The sequence below is a fragment of the Halobellus inordinatus genome (assembly GCF_024498335.1).
In the GTDB taxonomy this organism is placed as follows: Archaea; Halobacteriota; Halobacteria; order Halobacteriales; family Haloferacaceae; genus Haloquadratum; species Haloquadratum inordinatus.
In genome coordinates this window covers 1,994,865-2,014,757 of sequence record NZ_CP101825.1, presented here as the reverse complement: position 1 = coordinate 2,014,757, position 19,893 = coordinate 1,994,865, and the positions used below count along the sequence as shown (strand labels likewise).

Below are 19,893 nucleotides of genomic sequence, written 5' to 3'. Positions count from 1 at the left end.
GTGATATCACGGCTACGTCGCCGACGATGTCTCGCTAATACTGGACTCCGAGTGAATACTCTCTGCCGTATTTATAAGCCAGGACAACAGAACTGTTGCGTCTTCCCCTGAACTCCCTCAAGATCGGTAAGAGGATATAAGTATCAGGACGGAGAATTGTCTTAGTGCCGGGGTGCCTCTGACAACCGGCAATTAGCCGACGGTTCGGCTACGGTACTAGCCCGGTCGACGACGTTCGATCGGAACCGACGGCCGAGTCAACGGCCGACCGTCCGCGCCGGCCTTGCCCGGACCGGCGCGGCGTGTCCGTACTACCGTCTTCTCACAGCACCGTTCGAAGCGCTTCTAGCACTGCCGAGCGAAGCGTCTCTGCGTCCGGTCCGGAAACGAGGTGTGCTCGACAGTCGCAGTCGGACGCGCCAAATCCCTCGATCGGTGACGACGCGAGTTCCCGGCTCGCATCCGACCCTCGCGATTTCGTCGGACTGCCGTCGGGTGATTTCTGATCGGCGTCCGCCATCGGCAGTAACTCCCGTGCGAGGCGGCATTCGGCGTCTGCGTCGGGCGCGGCGACGACGCTGTCCAGCGAGACTCCGGGATGGCCACCCAGGTAATCGACGTGCCAGTGTGTGACGTCGTGGTCGCCGGCAGCGACGCGGCGGTGGCGGTCGACGCGTCCCAGGCCGTTCGAACCGAACGCGCTGCCGACGTAGGCGTACGCTCCCGCCGGGAACGTCGTCGTCCCGAGAGCCCCCACCGAGATCGTCGCCGCAGTACTGAGTTCGAATACGAGTGCGTACGTCCCCGGCGGTGCATCGCCAGCCCAGATGCCGAGCGCGTCTTCGCCCCCGGCGATGGCGTCAGGATCGACGACGACGCAGTCTGCCGGCGCTGCTGTCGACACGGCACTGGAATCCTCGCCGGGCATCGCTCAGGCGAGTGCCTCCGGTTCCGGCTCAGCCGCTTCGACGAGCCCATCGAACAGCGCTTCGGCGTCGTCGTCGAGCGGGTAGATCTCGTGGTAGTCGTCGGGGTCGCGTCCGCGCCCGCTCGCAGCCCCGACGACCTTGGCGATCCGGTCGTAGTTGTCGCGGACGAGCGAGCCGACGATGCCGGGCGTCCCGGCTCGCTCCGCCAGCTCCTCGGCCGCAGAGCGGCCGGCGTAGACGCGTTTTCGGCGACGGTCGACGAGGAACATCGCGAACGGCTCCTCCCCGAACTGGGCGTCGAGGAATGTCTGAGCCGCCTTGTCGTACCACGAGATCGCGCCGACGTCGTCGAGGCGCTGGAGCGCTCGCGCGGCGATCGAGCAGTAGGGACACTCCCCGTCGTAGATGAGTACCGCGTCGTACTCGCGCATACCCGGAGTTGGAACCGGGCGGGCAAAACCGTGCTGGGCGATCGGGTCGTCGGTCGCGTGGTCCGGGACGCCGCGGCGGGTGACCGCCACCGGAGCCAACTGCGACGACCGTAACGGTCAGGTCGCTGTCGTCCTGACAGAGGATATCGTGGACGAACTCCTCGCGCAATTGAAGTCGCGTCCGTACTATGCGGGGCAGATACGCGATCACCGCCGCGTCGACGGGCGCGAGGCTACCTACGCCGACGTCGACCTCGAATCGCGGTTGGCGGGCGCGCTGTCGGATCGCGGCATCGACCGGCTCTATCGCCACCAGGTGGCAGCCATCGACGCCGTTCGCGGCGGCGAGAACGTCGTGCTCGCGACGCCGACGGCGAGCGGGAAGAGTCTCGCCTACACCGTCCCGGCGTTCGAGCGCGCGATGGATCACGGCGGCCGGACGCTGTATCTCGGCCCGCAGAACGCCCTCGTCGCTGACCAACAGGAGACGCTCTCGGATCTGGCGCACGGGCTCGGCTTCGGGAGCCGCGTCTCCGTCGAGCAGTACACCGGGCGGCTGTCGAAGTCGGAGAAACGCGACGTGCGCGACCGACGCCCGACAGTGCTGCTGTCGAACCCGGATATGCTTCATTACGCGCTGCTCCCTCACGCCCACCGGCTCTGGGAGTGGTTCTTCGGTTCGCTAGAGACGGTCGTGATCGACGAGATTCACGGCTATCGTGGCGTCTTCGGCAGCCACGTGGCGCTCACACTCCGTCGATTGAACCGGATCTGCGAACGGTTCGGGAGCGATCCGCAGTACGTCTGCTGTTCGGCGACCATCGGTAATCCGATCGAGCACGCCGCGCGCGTGACCGGTCGCGACGCGGGGACGTTCCGTCTCGTCGACGACGACGCGAGTGCGACCGGGGCGAAACACTGGCTGCTGTGGAACCCCCCGGAGTATCGAGACGACACTAGCGGAGACAGCGGGAGTGGAGGCGGCGGCAGCGGCCGCCGTCGGTCGAGTCACGTCGAGACGAAGAACCTCTTCGTCGACCTCGTCGCCCGCGGCTACCAGACCCTCGCGTTCACGCGGGCGCGACAGACGGCCGAGCGGTACGCGACAGAGAGCGCCACAGACCTCAGAGAGCGCGGCAAACACGACGAAGCGTCGTCGGTGACGGCCTATCAGGCCGCGCTGAAACACGACCGCCGACGCGAGATCGAAGCGGGACTGCACGACGGGTCGGTCCGCGGCGTCTGGTCGACGAACGCGCTGGAACTCGGCGTCGACGTGGGGGAACTCGACGCCGTGCTCATCGACGGCTACCCAGGCACGCGGATGTCGGCGTTCCAGCAGGCCGGACGGGCCGGGCGCGGCGACGACGACGCGCTGGTGGTGCTGGTCGGCGGCGAGGACCAACTCGATCAGTACCTCCTCAAACATCCCGAGGAGTTCTGGGACGGCGATCCCGAACGGGCCGTCTGCGACCCCGAGAACCCGGAACTCCTGCCCGATCACGTCGCCTCCGCGGCTGCCGAAAACTGGCTGAAAACGGGCGACGAGGCGCACTTCGGAGAGGCGTTCCCGGACGTCGTCGCGTCGCTGCTCGAAGACGGACAGCTCGAACGCCGCGAGACCGAGCGCGGCATCCGGTGGCTTCACGACGGCGGCGGGAGCCCCCAACACGAGATGAGCCTCCGGACGATCGAGACCCGCGAGGTCGACCTCCTCGACGCGCGCTCGAACGAGGTGCTGTCGTCGCTCTCGTTCGCGGACGCGCTGCGCGACGCGCACGAGGGCGCGATCTACCACCATCAGGGGACGACGTACGAGGTGGCGGAACTCGACCTCGACCGCGACACCGCGCTGTTGCAGCCGACCTGGGCGGACTACTACACCCGCGTGCTGCACGAGAAGACGATCACGGTCGAGGCCGACCGACGAGCGAAGTCGCTGTCGGCCCGTCCCGACACGGAAGTTCGGTTCGCCGAAGTGACGATGCGCAAGCAGATCACCGGCTTCGAGCGGCGCGATCCGCGGCGCGGCGAGGCGATCGGCCGCGAGGCGCTCGACCTCCCGGAGACGACACTGCGGACGGCGGCACTGTACGTCACCGTCCCCGAAGACGTCGAGCGGGAGATGCGGGAGATGGGCGGCGAATACGGCTTCAACGGCGGCATCCACGCCGCCGAGCACGGGATGATCTCGCTGTTCCCGCTGTCGTTCCTCTGTGACCGCGGTGACATCGGCGGGCTGTCGACTCCCCATCACCCACACACGGGTCAGTCGACGATCTTCGTCTACGACGGCTATCCCGGCGGCGTCGGATTGACAGAGAGCGGGTACGGTGAGATCGAGACCTTGCTCTCCCGCACCCGGAAGATGATCGACGACTGCGACTGCGAGGACGGCTGTCCGGCCTGCGTGCAGTCGCCGCACTGCGGGAACGCGAACGACCCGCTCTCGAAGGCCGAAGCGATCCATCTACTGGACGCACTCAGTACGTGAGCGCGTCGCGGCGAACGACGCTCACTCGGCGGGGAGCCTCGAACGGGCTAGAAGGAACCGAAAGAGTACGTAAGCACTCGGTCGACGGCGAGGAGAGAGACGACCGCCGGGAGGACGACTAGGAGTGCGGCCCTCGGCTCGAGTAACCCGAGCGCGACGATGAGCGTCGTCGCACAGGCTGGCGGATGGACCACGTTACTAAGTCGCATTCCGGTGGTGGTGAGCGCGACCGCGACGACGCCACTCACGAGCAGCCACGGCGGGTCGAACACGAGCGGCGACGAGGGAACAGCCACGACGGCGGTGACGGCGAGATACGCCACGACCCCGGCAGCAACGCCGACAGCGTGCCCGCCGACGACCGTCCGATCGGATGGGCCGGGGGGATCCGTCGAGAGGACGAACGCGGAGGGGCCGAGACTCGGAAACACCGCAGGAGCACCCGAGACCCACGCCACAGCGGCCGCGAGAGTGAGCAAGATGCCAGCACGGAGACCCACCGCGACGTCAGCTCGCGTATTCGTTCCCGACACGGCTCTACCACGTCGTTCGGAGCGGAAGAACGCCGCGATTGTGACTCCCTCAGGGGCGGCGACTACAGAGCGACAAGATTTTTAGGGTGGCCTAAAGAGCTAGCGGTGATGAAGCAGGATGTCTGTGTCGTGGTGCCGACCATCCGCGAGTACGACTGTATGCGGGCGTATTTCGAGAATGCACGCGAACACGGCTTCGACCTCGATCGACTGTTCGTCCTCCTCGTGACCGAGGACTTCTGTGACGCCGAGGCGATGGAGCAGATGCTCGACGAAGAAGGCGTCGACGGCGCGGTCTACGACGGGTCGCGGCGCGAGGCGTGGTTCGAAGAGCAGGGGCTCTCGGCGTATTCCCACCTGATCCCCGCTGCGTCGCACGCCCAGACCAGTTTCGGACTGCTCTATATGTGGGCGCACCCGCGGTTCGAGCGCGGCGTGTTCATCGACGACGACACGTTGCCGCACGAGGAGTGGGACTTCTTCGGCCGTCACCTGGCGAACCTCGACCGCACCGACGGGGTCGAGTCCGTCCGCTCGGACGAGCGTTGGGTGAACGTGCTCTATCAGAACGCCGACGAGCACGGCCTCTACCCGCGCGGGTACCCCTACTCCGCGATGGACGAGGCGGTCGAGACCGGCCGCAGCGAACTCAGCGACGTGGTCGCCTCTCAAGGCCTGTGGACGAACGTCCCCGATCTCGACGCCGTCCGAATCCTGATGGACGGCGACCTGCAGGGCCAGGCACAGACGCGCACGAAACACGAGGACTTCGAGGGCGACTTCGTCGCCGAATCGGGCCAGTATCTGACGGTCTGTTCGATGAATCTCGCGTTCGAGCGCGAGGTCATCCCCGCGTTCTATCAGTTGCCGATGGACGACAACGAGTGGGACGTCGGCCGCTTCGACGACATCTGGTCGGGCGTGTTCCTCAAGCGCGCCGCCGACCTCTTGGAGAAGGACGTCGTCAACGGCTACCCGCTCTGTGAACACAACAAGGCGCCGCGGCCGACGTTCGACGACCTGAACAACGAGGTGCCGGGCCTCGAACTCAACGAACACGTCTGGGAAGTCGTCGACGCCGTCGGCGACGACGCCGACTCTTGGACGGCCGCCGCCGACGCGATGGCACGGGCGTTCGCCGAGGGAGACTTCTCCGAGTGGAACAACGGCGCGTTCCTGAATCACTGCGGCGAGTACTGGCTCGACTGGCTCGACTGTCTCTCGGAGATCGAGGAGTCGAACGCCGAACCGCCTCGCGACGCCGCCGTCGCCGACGACTGACACACAGCAGCTCGGGTCAGACTCCCGATATCGACCTCGTAGCTTCCTTTTCAGCCGAATCTATCGTCGCCAGATCGGACAGATCACGTACGTGAACCGGAAGGTATATAGGTTTTAGGCAGGCCTAAATTCAGTATGGACGGATCAGACAACACGTCCCGGACGCGCCGCCGCTTCCTCCAGGCGGCCGCGGCGGCGGGCGTGGTCGGCGTCGCCGGCTGCAACACGCCGGGAGGCGAGACGACGGAGACGGAAACGGACACTGCTGGCGGCGAGGAGCCGGCTCAACAGATCGGTTCCGGTCGTTCGCCGTTCGGCGAGCGGGACCTCTCCGCCGGCGTGTCGATGGCGGAGATGCCCGACCTCGAAGGCGAACTGACGCTGTACTCCGGACGCGGCGAGGCGCTCGTCGGCGAACTGGTCAGTTTCATCGAGGACCGCTATCCCGACTTCACCGTTCGGCCGCTGTACAACTCTGCGGCCGAACTGGTCAACCAGATCATCACGGAAGGACAAAACAGCCCCGCTGACGTCTTCTACTCGGTCAACGCCGGTTCGCTCGGTGCGCTCGCGGACCGCGACCGAACCCAGGCTCTCCCCCAGGACGTTCTCGATTTCGTCCCCTCGAACTTCCGCGACCCGGACGGCTCGTGGATCGGAACGTCCGGCCGTGCGCGCTCGGTCCCCTACAACACGAACACGTTCTCGGCGTCGGACATCCCGACGAGCATTATGGCCTTCCCCGAGACCTCGGCCTTCCAGGACCAACTCGGGTGGGCTCCCACGTACTCCTCGTTCCAGGCGTTCATCACCGCGATGCGCATCCTCGAAGGCGACGAGGCGACGCGGCAGTGGCTCACCGGGATGCAAGAGCTCGGCGTGAGCCAGTACGGCGACGAGTTCCAGGTCGCACGCGCGGTCGCCGACGGCGAGATCGCCGCCGGCCTGACGAACCACTACTACATCCAGCGCGTGCTCGCACGCCGCGGCACCGGGACGCCGCTCCGGACTGCGTTCACGCAGAACGACGCCGGTGCGGTCTTCAACGTCGCGGGCGCGGCCGTCCTCGACACCGCCGACGACGCCACGCTCGCCTCGAACTTCGTCCGACACCTCCTCTCGGCGGAAGCGCAGGACTACTTCGCGCGGACGACCTTCGAGTATCCGCTCGTCCCCGAGATCGAGCCGATCGGCCGGCTCCCGTCGATCGACGAGTTGAACCCGCCCGAGGATATAGACCTCTCACAACTGTCGGATCTCGAAGGAACGATCGATCTGCTTCGAGATACCGGCGTCCTCTAAGGGGCTGAAACGCCTACGATGGCCACAGAACACCGGACGAACGCGGACGACGACGCGGACGAAGAGACCCAACTCCCGCTCGGAGTCTCGATCGCCGCAGCCGCGGTGTCGGCCGCGGTGCTCCTTCCGATTCTGTGGCTGGTGAAGACCGGCCTCGACGTCGGTTTCTCGGAGGCGATCGCGCTTCTCACGCGACCGACGACGCTCGAAGTGTTCGTCAACACGACCGTTTTGGTCACGCTGACGACGGCCGCGTGCGTCCTGATCGGCGTCCCGCTGGCGTATCTGACTGTCCGGACGGACCTCCCGTTTCGCCGCTTCTGGACGATCGTCGTCTCGTTGCCGCTCGTCATCCCGAGCTACGTCGGGGCGTTCGCGTTTGTCTCGGCGTTCGGGCCGCAGGGGAGTTTCCAGCGACTCCTCGCACCGCTCGGCGTCGAGAAGATCCCGGAGATCTACGGGCTCGAAGGGTCGGTACTGATCCTCACGCTGTACACCTACCCCTACGTCTACATCACCGCGCGGGCGTCGCTGAAGTCGATGGACACGACGCTCATCGACGCCGCGCGGACGCTCGAACACGACCGCTGGGAGACGTTCAAGCGGGTGACGCTCCCGCAGATCCGCCCGGCGGTCGCCGCGGGTGCCTTGCTCTCGGGGCTGTACGCGCTCGCCGACTTCGGAACACCCTCGATTATGCGCTACGACGTGTTCACGCGCGTCATCTTCGTCGAGTTCGGCACGTTCGGCCGCGACACCGCGACGCTGCTCTCGCTGCAGTTGGTGGCGGTGACGCTCTTCATCCTCTGGCTCGAGGCGCGCGTCCGCGGCGAGGAGCGGACCACGGCCGGCGGCCGTTCGCGCGGGGTCGTCTCCCTGGGCAAGTGGCGGTACCTGGCGATGGGGTTCGCCGCGCTCGTCGCCGGCTTGGCGCTCGTCGTCCCGGTCGTGATCCTGCTGTCGTGGCTCGGAACCGCGTCGACGGCGGTGAATCAGTCGCTGGCGTTCCAGTGGTCCTACGTGACCAACTCGGTCGTCGTCGCGGCCGCGGCCGCCGCCGTCGCCGTCGTCGCCGGGCTGCCGGTCGCGTACCTCTCGGCGAGATACGACGGCCTGCTTCCGACGGCGTTCGAGCGCGTCAGCTATATCGGCTACGCGGTTCCGGGTGTCGTCCTCGGCCTCGCGCTCGTGTTCTTCGGGAGCCAGTACGCGACGCCGATCTACCAGACGCTGTACTTACTCGTGTTCGCGTACGTGATCCGGTTCCTGCCGCAGTCGGTCGGCTCGCTCCGGGCGTCGTTCCTCTCGGTCGACCCGGCGCTTCCGGAGGCCGCCCGCACGCTCGGTCGGACCTCTGTGGGGGCGTTCCGGTACGTCACGCTCCCACTGGTCGCACCGGGGCTGTTCGGCGGGGCGGCGCTCGTGTTCCTGACGACGATGAAGGAACTACCGGCGACGCTTCTGCTGCGACCGTCGGGTTTTACCACGCTCGTCACACATATCTGGACAGCATATGAATCGGGGTACTTCGGACAGGCGGCAGTGCCAGCACTGGTTCTGCTCTTCGTGTCGGGGCTCTCGATGCTCGTGATTCTCAGACAAGAGGGATACGATGTCAAATAGCACGCAAACACCGGTGGAGTCGAACGCGAAGTACCGAACTGACACAGCCAGCGACGGACAGACGGAGCCGTTGACGGCCGGTGTCGGTGAGGACGTCGTCCTCGAACTAGACGACCTACAGAAGTCCTACGGCTCCGAGCCGGTCGTCGAGGGGCTCTCGCTATCGGTCCGCGAGGGAGAGATTCTGACCCTCCTCGGTCCGTCCGGCTGTGGGAAGACGACGACGCTCAGGCTCATCGCGGGGCTCGAACGACCCAACGGCGGCGCGGTGCGACTGAACGGCCGCTCGGTTTCGGGATCGACGTTCGTGCCGCCCGAAGAGCGCGGCGTCGGCGTCGTCTTCCAGGAGTTCGCCCTCTTCCCGCACCTCACCGCCCGCGAGAACATCGCGTTCGGCCTGAAAGACCGGCCGAAAGACGAAGTCGACCAGCGCGTCGACGAACTGCTCGAACTGGTCGATCTGGCCGGGCAGGGCGATAGCTATCCCGATCAGCTCTCGGGTGGCCAACAGCAGCGCGTCGCCCTCGCGCGCTCGCTCGCCCCCGAACCGGAGATTCTTCTCTTAGACGAGCCGTTCTCGAATCTCGACGTCGACCTCCGCGTCGAGATGCGTGAGGAGGTCCGCCAGATCATCAAAGAGACGGGCGTGACCGCCATCTCGGTCACGCACGATCAGGAGGAGGCGCTCTCGATTTCCGATCGCGTCGCCGTAATGAACGACGGGGAAATCGAACAGGTGGGCGACCCAGAAGGCGTCTTCCAGCACCCCGAATCGCGGTTCGTCGCCGCTTTCCTCGGCTATGCGAGCTTCATTCCCGGCTACGTCTCCGGCGACGTCGTCGAGACCGACCTGGGCACCGTCCCGCGGGACCAGATCCACGGGCTCGCCCCGGAGTACGACCGCACGCGCGTCGACCTGCTCGTCCGCCCCGACGACGTGAGCGTCCGCCGACTGGACTGTGAGGGCGTCGAAGCCTGCGGCAACGTCGTCGCTCGCCGGTACCTCGGTCCGACGTTCCTTTATGAGGTCGAACTCGACACCGGCGAGTCCGTCCAGTGTATGCACAACCACGACGAGAACATCCCCGACTCGGGCCCCGTCGGCCTCGAACTCGACGCCGACCACGAACTCGCGTGGTTCCCGCGCGAACAGCGCCCCGAAGACGACTCCCGGTACAGCGATTGATCCGTGTCCCGGCGACGACGCCTCTCGTCCGCCGGAGGCGCCCTCCCACAGCGGCTCCGTGCCGCCGCGCGTGATGCGCCCGAACGAGTCCTCGCCGTCCTCCTCGCGGCCGCCGTCGGTGCACTCGTCTACTATCTGGCGATCGATCTCTTTCCGTACCACTCGGTCAACGACGACGAGGGCGTCTACCTCTATCAGGCCGCGATGTTGCTGGAGGGGAAACTCTTTCTCCGCCCCGGCGACATCCCGTGGGAGGCGGTCCGGCCGTGGTTCTTCGTCGTCGAGGGCAGCGGCGAGAACGTCCGAATGTACGGCAAGTACTCGCCGGTCGCGCCGGCGATCTTCGCCGTCGGACGGCTCCTCGGAGACTGGAACATTTCGCTTGGCCTCGTCGCCGCCGGCACAGCTCTCGGGGTCTACACCCTCGGCGCGGCGGCCTTCGACCGACGGGTGGGACTGCTCGCGGTGCTCGCGCTCGCGGGGTCGCCGCTGTTTCTCCTCACGTCGTCGACGTTTTTCTCGTATGCCCCGACGACGCTCCTGAACGTCGCCTTCGCCGTCGCCTACATCCGCGCCGCGCGAACCGGGAGCCTGCGATGGGGTGCAGCCTCGGGCACGGCGATCGGAGTGGCGTTCTTCGCTCGACCCTACACGGCCGTCCTGTTCGCGCTCCCGTTCATCGGCCACACGCTCGTCTCGCTCGGCGTCTCGTGGCGGCGCGCGGGGTGGACGCCCCAGTTCCGAGGCGTGCTCGCCCGCGCGCTCGCCATCGCGGTGCCCGGTGCGGCGTTCGTCGGCGTCGCGCTCGCGTACAACGCAGTCGTGACGGGCGATCCGCTGGTCTTCCCCTATGCGGCGTTCGCGCCGAACGACGGCATCGGCTTCGGGCCCCACGAGATCCTCAACTACGAACGGGACTACACGCCCGCGCTGGCGGCCGAGACGACCGTCACGATCACCGAGTACTTCTTCACCGAGTGGGTGACGGCCGGCCGAATCGGCACCGCACTCGCCGCCGTCGGCGTCGGTGCCGCGGCGTGGCGCGAACGCCGACGGATTCGCGGATGGGTCGGAACGCCGAGTTCGCTCGGTAGCGGCACTCTGGAGCAGCGATTCGATCCCGCAGACGGGATGCAAAGCTGGGAAGTCGCCGCCGTCCTCCTCGCGATCGTCCCTTCGGTGTTCCTCGGCGAGGCGTACTTCTGGGGGACACACAACGGCCTCCGAAACGGCCTCATCGATCTCCTGGGGCCGTTCTACCACTTCGACGCGCTCGTCCCAGTCGCGATATTCACCGCCGCAGGAGTCGCGTTCCTCGCGCGTGGCGCTGTCTCGACGCTCTGTGCCTACACCACGCGCCGCCGCGCCCGACTCGCGCTCCTCGTCGTCCTCGTCCTCGCCGCACCGGTCGTCGCCTCCGCGGAGTTGGCAGTCGTCGAGGAGCCGTTCGCGGCGAATGCCCAGCGCACCGATAGTCTCGAAGCGACCTACGAACCGTTCGGGGAACGCTCGTTCGACCACGCGCTCGTGTTCACGCCCGACCCCTACGGCGACTGGCAGGCCCATCCCTTCCAGTACCTCCGCTACGATCCCGGCTACGACGGCGACGTGGTGTACGCGACAGACGGCGGTCCCGACCGCGACCTCGCGGTGTTGGCGGCGACGAATCGGACGCCGTATCGCTTCACGTATCGGGGCGTCTGGACCGGCGCGGCGACGCCCGTGAACCCAGAGATCCAGCGCCTTCGCGTTCTCGAAGGAGAGTCAGTACAGGCGCGAACGACGCTCGGGATTCCGGCGGAGGCGACGAGCGTGAGCGTCCGCGTCGAGACGCCCGAGGGGTACGCGCGCTATGCGGTCCCCGACGCGGCGCGGACGAACGAGACGGTCACGGTCGCGTGGCGAATCGGCCCCGACGCGGCTCGGGCGGAGAATCTGCGCTTCGAGGGTGGTTCGCGGTTCCGCAACGTGCCGCTGGCGGCGGACGGGCGCGGTGAGGTCGACCTGGTCGTGACCTTCGTCGGCGTCGGTGGATCGAGCATCACCTACCGACAGGAGGCGACCGTCGAGTCGACCCCGGAGGGCGTCCGCGTCGTCTGGCCGCCCGAGACGCGTATCTGTCGGCTGACGACGGAATGTGGCTCAGAAGGTACGTGGGTCGGTTCCGACGGCGACTACGTCGCCGGAGTGTCGGTCGCGACGAACGCGAGCGTCGTCTGATCTTCACATCGTTCTGTCCGACAGTATAGCGTTCAGAGCGGACCGGTGAAACTGAGCTGGAGAAGACCCTCGCGGACCGCGTACTGCAGGCGCTCGTCGAGCGGCATCTCACCCCAGTCGTCGGGGCGTTCGGCCTCGGGCACCTCGTCGAGACGCTCGACGAGCGATTCGTGGAGGAACCGCCCGTTCTCGCCGCAGTCCGGACAGGTCAGGATGATAAGACGGACCCGGTAGGGGCGGTCTTCCACACGCCCACAGTGCGGGCAGACGTACGAGTCAGTCACTGGGTCGCGGTACGAGCCGAGGTAACTCGTATCTGTGGGTTTCGACCCGAGCGCAAACGCGAGGGAGCGGCGTCATTTCGCGCGGAAGACGGCCACGTCGTCTACTTCCAGACCTGCAGCCGTCGCGCGCGACTCCCCAGTGATCAGATCCGTCGCGTCGACGTCGCGGTCGTCGAGCGTCACTGTCGCCGGATCGGCCTCGAAGTTGAGAACGCAGACGTAGGTGTCGTCGAGTTCGCGGGCGAACGCGACCGCGCCGTCGGCGTCGGTCTCGTAGTCGATCCGTTCGAGCGTGCCCTCGTAGCCGAGTGCGGGAATCTCCGAACGGACGTCGAGCAGGCGTTCGTAGTGGTCGGAGAACTCCTCGCGGGCGTGGTCCCACGCGAGGGCGTCGCGACGACCGCGCTGGCCGAGTTCCTGGCCGCCGTAGAGCATCGGAACGCCGGGGAGCGTGACCAGTGCACCTGCGGCGGCCATCGCAGCCTCGTCGCCGCACTCGACGACGTACCGCGTTTCGTCGTGGTTCTCGATGTAGAGCATAAACGCCGCGTGCGGCGGGAAGCCCACGCCAGCGCGCTGGTCGATGGCATCGAGAATCGCCTCGGCGGGGGCGTCACCGCGGCCGACCTGCCGCAGCGTGAAGTACAGCGTGGTGTCGAAGTGCATATCGAACATCCCGTCGTGGAAGTCCGCCACGTAGGGGATGGTCTCATCCAGCAGGAGAAACTCGGAGTCGCGGGACTTCACCCGCTCGCGGAGTTCCCGCCAGAAGGTGTCGGGGACGGCCCAGGCCATATCGCACCGAAATCCGTCTGCGACCTCGAACCACGTGTCGACCGCATCGAGGAGGTGCCGGCGGACCGAGAGGTTCGCGAAGTTCCAGTTGGCGATGTACTCCCAGTCGAAGTACGTCTCGGGTTCGCCGCTGTCCTGCCAGTCGTACCAGTCGTAGTACTCGGAGTCGGGATTGCCGTAGGCGTCCTGAAAGAACGGGTGGTCCCGCGCGGAGTGATTCAAGACGAGATCGAACAGGACCTTCATCCCGCGGTCGTGGGCGGCCGCGACGAACTGCTCGTAGTCCTCGCGGTCGCCGAGGTCCTCGGCGATGCTGAAGAAGTCGGTGATGTTGTAGCCGTGCGGCGCGTGATCGTTCTCGAGCACCGGCGTGAGCCACAGGCAGTCGACGCCGAGGTCGGCGAGGTAATCGAGTCGTTCCTCGATGGCCTCGAACACGGTTTCTGATTCGATCTCGGCTGGGTCACCCGCGAAGCCCCGGACGTAGATCTCATACAGCGTGACGTCTTTCGCCCACTCCGGCGGGTCGTTCGGTCGGACGACATCGAAGGCGTGTCGCTCCTCGACGACGGTCCCGGAATCGGCGTCTGCACCCTCGGCCGCCTGGGACTCCGACGAGAGCGTGATGGCGCGCCCCTCACCGCTGCCGTCGGGAACGACCTCTCGACAGAATTCGATGGTGTCGGGGACGCTGTAGGCCTCCGCGACCGCGACACCGTGGATCCGAACGCGGTCGCCGACTGCCGCGGTCGGGATCCGGAGTTCCCAGCCCTCCGTATCGATTTCGCTCTCGTCGACGTCGTCGCGGTCGTCGACGAGGAACTCGACGGCCATCTCCTCGCGGTCGACGTCGCTGTCGGGATGCGGTTGCGGGTCCGCGCGAACGACGAGCTTACTTCCTTCGACGCTGCCTCTGAGTTGTATTCGCGGTCGGCCGCCGCCGCCGCTTCCGGATCGGGCCCCCGACCCTGATCCGGAGACGCCGCCGCTCTCGCCGGGTCGCCGTCCCGACCCGCTCTGGAAGCCGCTCCAGCCACTCACACCGCTGCCACCACTGACGCGGTCCGCGGGAGCGAGTTCGCCCGGGAACGCGCGGATAGTGAGTCGGTGGATGCCGTCGGGTGCGTCGAGTTCGAGCCCGAACGTACCCGCAGCGTCGGGGACGAACTCGACGACCGGCTCGTCGTCGGGCAGTTCGGCCGTGCTCGCCGCCGGCGCGCTCCGAACGCGCCAGCTGTACGTCGCCTCCGGGTCGGGGTCCCGAGGCGCGAGCTGGACGGATTCGCCGACCGCGACGAAGCGAGGGGGGCCTGGGTGTTGCATACTGATGTCAACGATTCCTCGGGACTTTGTCTTTGCCCCGCCCTCTGACGTCTGTTTTCATCGATCGTTTCAAATTCTGCGGGAGCGGTTACAACGGGGAGATGTTCCCGGCGAACACCGTGAGTTTCCCGCCAATACTTATGTCGCGGGCACACTGGTGCGTGTGTATGAGACTTCGGACCGTGCTGAACGAGTACAAGCGCGACCGTGACGGGCGCTTTCCGGGGGAGTTGCCCACGACAAACGGCGCGTTCTCCGGGCACGGCGATCGATTGGTCTACGTCGGGGCTGACGGCGCCCTCCGCGATTATTCCGCGGCGCTCTCGGGTCTGTACGGGATCGACCGTTCTCGGTTCGCGATCGAGGCGGACGGCGAGATACGCTGGTTCGACGAACTCGAACGCGTGCGCCAGCACTACTATCGGGAGACGACCCTCGTCGAGACGGAGTACAACGCCGGTTCCTACACCGTCCACCAGTACGACCTGACGCTGGGTCGCGCACACGTCACCCACGTCGAACTCCGCGGAGCGATCCCGACCGACGCACACCTGACGGCCTTTCTGACGCTCGCTCCCGAGAGCAGCGAGACGCAGGTCGGTCGCCTCATTCACGAGCGCGGCGGTCCGAACGACACCCAGGCCGTCGAGGTGTTCCACCGCGACGAGCACGATTACGTCACCGCTTCGACCGGCCTCGACGACGTCCGAGCACAGGTCCCCGAGCGATTCGAGGAGATGCTCTCCTCGGAGGCGTTCGAACTCCCCCGCGACGCCGTGCTCGAACGCTACGAGGACACGCACCTCAGCGGCGACATCGTCGTCTCCGCGCCGCTCGAACGCGAAGACCGGGGCGTACAGACGACGCTCGTCACGCAGTTGTCGGATCACACCGAGGTCGACCGCGAGGACGCACTGGCGGACCTCCGGAACTGCGCGCTCGAACACGCCACGGCGGACGAAATCCGCGCTGCTGCCCGCGAACGTGCCGAAGTGGCGGTCCCCGAAGACGTGCCGAGACCGCGCACCGTCCGCGCCGATCTGCGGGCGCTCTCGCTGCTGACAGCGCCCTCCGGTGCGCACATCGCCGGACCCGAGTTCGATCCCTTCTACACGCACTCGGGCGGTTACGGCTACACGTGGTTCCGCGACGAGGCCGAGTCCGCTCGACACCTTCTTCGAAGCGACGAACTGCTCGACCTCGATCTGACAGAGCGGCTCTCGACCGTCGCCGCGTTCTTCTGTGACACCCAACTCGACGACGGGTCGTGGCCCCACCGGGTGTGGGCGATCGACGGGTCGCTCGCTCCGGGCTGGGCGAACGCACAGATCGAAGGATCAGACGCACCCGAACACCAGGCCGACCAGACGGCGAGCGTCGTCACCTACCTCGCGACGCTCTTGACAGAGCGGCAGTCTGATCTCTCGGCGTCGCTCACCGAGCGGATCGAGGAGACGATCGAAGCCGGCGTCGCCGCACTCGATTCGGATCTCGCAGACGACGGGCTCCCGCGGGAGTGTCAGAACGCCTGGGAGAATATGATCGGCCGGTTCGTCCACACGACGGCGACGTTCCTGCACGCGTATGCGAGCGTCGCAGCGGCCCCCGTGGAGACCGACCTGGCGGTCCACGCCGAAGCGCAGGCCGACGCCGTCTTCGAGGGCCTCGGTCTGCTCTGGGACGACGACTACGAGGTGTACGCGCTCCGTCTCCGTGACGGGAACGGCGACCGCGACTCACGATTAGATTCGGGCTCGTTCGCCCTCGTCGAGGCGTTCGCCGCCTACGACGACGTCGACGAACTCGACGAGATACCGACGCAAACGCTCTCTCGGCTGGAGCGACATATGCGAACGGCGTTCGACGACCTCTATCGGGAGTCGGCGGGCGACGACGTCGCGGGCATCATCCGGTTCGAGGGGGACTACTGGCGCAGCGCCGAACAGGACGACGAGAAGGTGTGGTCCGTCGCGACCGCGTGGGGCGCGAACGCCGCTGCGGGGTTCGCCGTCCTGCTGGACAACTACGGGCGGAAAGCGGCGTCCGCGGACTTCTTCGAGTACGCGACGGAACTGTACCACCTGATCCGTCCGAACGGCCCGTTCTGTACGGGCGCCGGCTACCTGGCAGAGCAGGTGTTCGACGACGGCACGCCCGACAGCGCCACGCCGCTCGCGTGGTCGCACGCGATGCGCCTCCGCGCGACGGGCGTTCTCGAAGCCCACGACGCCCTGCCGGCCCCGAAGTCCGCGCCGTCGGGGCCGACGGGGCGACCACGCTGGACGACCGGCGAGAAGTACGGCGTCGGGACCGTCGCAGATCACACCTCAGAGGACCCCTCGCGCGTGTGGTTCACGCTGACCGAGGGGGCGTTGACGGAGGTCCGGTTCCCCCGCGTCGACCTGATGAACCTCCGCACGCTGGATCTCCTCGTCGTCGACGCCGACGCCGACTCCGATTACACGGCCCGGACGTACAACGAGACGCGCCGCGACGACGAGGCCGACACGATCGATCGGCGCGTCGAGATCGTCGACGACGACGCGCTGTTGTTCCGGCACGTCGTCTCCGAGACCGGCGACGGCCGCGGTCACGAGTGGCGCCTGCACGCAGAGTACGTGACCGACCCCGAACACGACGCGCTGCTCGTCGACGTCGACTTCGAGGCCGACGACGACAACGAGTACGAACTGTACGCCATCGCGGACACCGCGCTCGCGAACACAGGCACGACCGACCGCGGGCTCCGGCTCGGCGGCCCGGACGGCTATCACCTGGTCGCCCGCGACGCCAGCGCGTACGATCAGCGCGGCGACGTCGAACCGCTCCTCATCGACGAGGACGGGACGGAGTACAGCGTCGCGGCCGCGATGGCGACCGCCGGCCGCTTCGAGTGGGCCACCGTCGGCGTCGCGGGCTCGAAGTACCTCAACGAACTCTTTTCGGACGGGGCCGCGCCGACGCCGCAAAACAGCGTCGACGACGAGAACGTCGTCCTCGTCGGCCGCCTCGGCGTCGGCGAGGGAGTCGCCGACCGGATCGCACTCGGATTCGCCGAAGACGCCGACACCGCGGCCGCACTCGGTGAGGCCGCGGGGGCGCTCAGCCGCGGCTACGAGACTGTCCGGCGGGACTACGTCGACTCCTGGGACGACTTCCTCGCGGACAAAGAGCTCCCGGCCTCCGTCGCAGACGACGACACGCTCGCGAATCAGTACAAGACGTGTCTGATGAGCCTGCGCGCCGTCGAGGACAAGACGTTCCTCGGGGCCGGAATCGCCTCGCCGTCGGTGCCGTGGGGCGAGGCCGTCAGTGCCACCGAAGCGAAGGGCTACGGCTACAACTTCGTCTGGTCGCGCGACCTCTATCAGGTCTTCACCGTCTTCGAGGCGGTGGGAGACATCGAGACCGCGCAGTTGGCGCTCGAGTACATCTACCGTTTCCAGCAGGACGAGCGGGGGTTCATCCCGCAGAACACCTACCTGAACGGGCGGACGCGCTGGGGCGGCGAGCAGATGGACAACATCTCGTTCCCGCAGGTGATGGCGTGGATGCTCCGCGAACACGGCGTCGACTTCGCCGATACGGAGTACGATTACGTCAACGTCAAACGCTCCGCTGACTACGTGGCCCGGAACGGGCCGCCGACGGCCCAGGAGCGCTGGGAGGAAGAAGCGGGCTACTCCCCGTCGTCGATCGCCGCCGAGATCGCCGGCCTCGGGTGTGCTGCCGACATCGCGATCCAGGAAGGACACGACGCCGACGCCCTCATCTGGCAGGCGTTAGCCGACGACTGGGCCGACCGCGTCGAGGAGTGGACCGCCACGGAGACGGGAACGAAACGCCACACGAACACGCCCTACTACGTCCGGATCACTCGCGACGGCGACCCCGACGTGGGGCACCTCCGGACGCTCGCGAACAACGGACCGACGCTCGACGAACGCGAGATCATCGACGCCGGGTTCCTCGAACTCACCCGATTGGGAATCAAGCCCGCAGACGACGAAACGATTCGAAATTCGGTGACGGAAGTCGACGAGACGATCCGCGTGGATACGCCGCACGGTCCTGCGTTCTACCGGTACAACGGCGACGGTTACGGCGAGCGCGCGATCGACGAGGAGGGCGCGCCGTGGTCGATCGAATCGAAGGGCAAAGGGCGACTCTGGCCGATCTTCACCGGCGAGCGTGGGGAGTACGAACTGCTCCATAGGCCGGACGAAGACGCGCTCGATCCCCGAAACCTCTTGGAGACGATGGCCGGCTTCGCCAACTCCGGCCGGATGCTCGCAGAGCAGGTCTGGGACCGCGAGCACAGCACGCAGTACAACTGGGCGTTCGGCGAAGGGACCGGCGCGGCGACGCCGCTGGCGTGGTCGATGGCACAGTACGTTCGCCTCGCACACAGCATCGACGTCGGCGAGCCGGTCGAGATGCCGTCGGTGCTCCGCGAGCGGTACGTGGAGACTGAACGGCCGTCGGGGCCGCGGCTTAAGATCAGTACGCGCTTTATGCGCGACGAACTGGTCGTCTCGGGGCGAACCGATGCGGCCATCGTGGCGATCAAGACCCCTTCGGAGACTGAAATCGTCGTGCCCGAGAAAGGGTCCTTCGAGGAGTCACTCGACATCGAACACGGAGAAAACCAGATCACCGTCGCGGGCGCGACCGACGTCGATCTGAAGCAGGCGGGAACGAGCGTCACGCGGTTCACGCTCTGAACCGTTCTATGGGGATAAATCGAGGAGCGGTCCAGACCGCGCTCCTCACTTCGCCCCCTCACGGCAGATAGACCGCTCACAGCAGGCTGACTTTCCCACGCACGAGCGTGGGCAGTTGCGCGATGACCGTCGGGAAGGTGAGCCCCAGTTGGTCCATACACTCCCGTTGGTCGAAGTAGACGTGGTGTTCCTGCAGTTTGCCCTCCTCGATGTGAAACTTCGCCATCATCTGGATTTCGACGCTCCGATACGTCGGCGGCACCCCGTTGAACACGCCTTCGTGGGTCCCCGTGAACGTCACTTCGTCCATCACGAGATCGTCCGTCGCGACGAGGTCGGCGACGGCAAACTGAAAGTCGGGGAAGCCACGCTCCAGTCGGTTCATAAAGGACACTAACCCGGTCGGGCCGCGCGCTTCGCCCACCGGGCCCGTGCCCACGTCCTCCGGGACGGCCGGATCGTACAGGACGAACGAGTCGGACACGAGGTCTGGGATCTGTGAGTAGTCCCGTTCGTTCCAAACGTCCACGTACGCCTCGACTAATGTTTCGTTTGCTGTGCGATTCGGAGTCATCCTCGACTCACGTTCGAATGTATGTCACACTGTGTCATAATCCCTCGTGAGCATTTTTTGAAATGTAAACCGAGATATGGATTGTGCAGCGAGCACGGAGAGCAGACACGACAGAGTGGATCTCCCAACGTCCGGCGACAGAGATCTATCGACCGAGCGTCGGCCGAATCGCCCACGTCGCTTTTGTCTCGTCG

The 19,893-nt window shown here is 66.6% G+C and carries 13 protein-coding genes; 7 read left to right on the top strand and 6 right to left on the bottom strand.

All coding sequences use genetic code 11. The features are described from left to right. Positions 1 to 322: 322 nt before the first annotated feature. Positions 323 to 928, bottom strand: coding sequence for a GIY-YIG nuclease family protein (locus NO362_RS10230; protein WP_256545153.1), 606 nt, complete (start codon positions 926 to 928; stop codon positions 323 to 325). Positions 929 to 931: 3 nt separating this feature from the next. Beyond that, the gene (locus tag NO362_RS10225; protein ID WP_256545152.1) at positions 932 to 1,360 is read right to left on the bottom strand and encodes a DCC1-like thiol-disulfide oxidoreductase family protein; all 429 of its coding nucleotides are present in this window, start codon (positions 1,358 to 1,360) and stop codon (positions 932 to 934) included. A 148-nt stretch (positions 1,361 to 1,508) separates the two neighbouring features. Here NO362_RS10225 and NO362_RS10220 point away from each other — a divergent pair, with 148 nt between their 5' ends. Further along, complete coding sequence (locus NO362_RS10220; protein ID WP_256546627.1) at positions 1,509 to 3,854, top strand: DEAD/DEAH box helicase; 2,346 nt, start codon at positions 1,509 to 1,511, stop codon at positions 3,852 to 3,854. Positions 3,855 to 3,901: 47 nt separating this feature from the next. On the opposite strand, the gene NO362_RS10215 is transcribed toward NO362_RS10220, so the two are convergent. Then, a complete protein-coding gene (locus NO362_RS10215; RefSeq protein ID WP_256545151.1) occupies positions 3,902 to 4,387 on the bottom strand; it encodes an HPP family protein in 486 nt (161 codons plus the stop codon). A 108-nt stretch (positions 4,388 to 4,495) separates the two neighbouring features. Here NO362_RS10215 and NO362_RS10210 point away from each other — a divergent pair, with 108 nt between their 5' ends. The 5 genes from NO362_RS10210 (at position 4,496) to NO362_RS10190 (ending at position 11,999) form a co-directional block, all read left to right on the top strand. After that, complete coding sequence (locus NO362_RS10210; protein ID WP_256545150.1) at positions 4,496 to 5,668, top strand: alpha-1 4-glucan-protein synthase; 1,173 nt, start codon at positions 4,496 to 4,498, stop codon at positions 5,666 to 5,668. A gap of 135 nt (positions 5,669 to 5,803) precedes the next feature. Further along, positions 5,804 to 6,970 carry an iron ABC transporter substrate-binding protein gene (locus tag NO362_RS10205; protein WP_256545149.1) on the top strand — a complete coding sequence of 389 codons (1,167 nt, stop codon included), beginning with the start codon at positions 5,804 to 5,806 and terminating at the stop codon, positions 6,968 to 6,970. A gap of 18 nt (positions 6,971 to 6,988) precedes the next feature. After that, positions 6,989 to 8,593, top strand: a complete 1,605-nt coding sequence (locus NO362_RS10200; protein WP_256545148.1) for an ABC transporter permease — start codon at positions 6,989 to 6,991, stop codon at positions 8,591 to 8,593. After that, positions 8,583 to 9,779: an ABC transporter ATP-binding protein gene (locus NO362_RS10195; protein ID WP_256545147.1), complete on the top strand. Its 1,197-nt coding sequence runs from the start codon at positions 8,583 to 8,585 to the stop codon at positions 9,777 to 9,779. The genes NO362_RS10200 and NO362_RS10195 overlap by 11 nt, the downstream gene beginning before the upstream one ends. Before the next feature lie 3 nt (positions 9,780 to 9,782). After that, a complete protein-coding gene (locus NO362_RS10190) occupies positions 9,783 to 11,999 on the top strand; it encodes an ArnT family glycosyltransferase (RefSeq protein WP_256545146.1) in 2,217 nt (738 codons plus the stop codon). A 32-nt stretch (positions 12,000 to 12,031) separates the two neighbouring features. Here NO362_RS10190 and NO362_RS10185 read toward each other — a convergent pair whose 3' ends face one another. Next, positions 12,032 to 12,247, bottom strand: a complete 216-nt coding sequence (locus NO362_RS10185) for a hypothetical protein (RefSeq protein WP_256545145.1) — start codon at positions 12,245 to 12,247, stop codon at positions 12,032 to 12,034. A gap of 108 nt (positions 12,248 to 12,355) precedes the next feature. After that, positions 12,356 to 14,401, bottom strand: a complete 2,046-nt coding sequence (malA, locus tag NO362_RS10180; RefSeq protein WP_256545144.1) for an alpha-amylase MalA — start codon at positions 14,399 to 14,401, stop codon at positions 12,356 to 12,358. Positions 14,402 to 14,568: 167 nt separating this feature from the next. Here malA and NO362_RS10175 point away from each other — a divergent pair, with 167 nt between their 5' ends. Further along, positions 14,569 to 19,125: a DUF7997 domain-containing protein gene (locus NO362_RS10175; RefSeq protein WP_256545143.1), complete on the top strand. Its 4,557-nt coding sequence runs from the start codon at positions 14,569 to 14,571 to the stop codon at positions 19,123 to 19,125. Between the two features lie 76 nt (positions 19,126 to 19,201). On the opposite strand, the gene NO362_RS10170 is transcribed toward NO362_RS10175, so the two are convergent. Further along, complete coding sequence (locus NO362_RS10170; protein ID WP_256545142.1) at positions 19,202 to 19,699, bottom strand: ester cyclase; 498 nt, start codon at positions 19,697 to 19,699, stop codon at positions 19,202 to 19,204. Between the last annotated feature and the right edge of the window lie 194 nt (positions 19,700 to 19,893).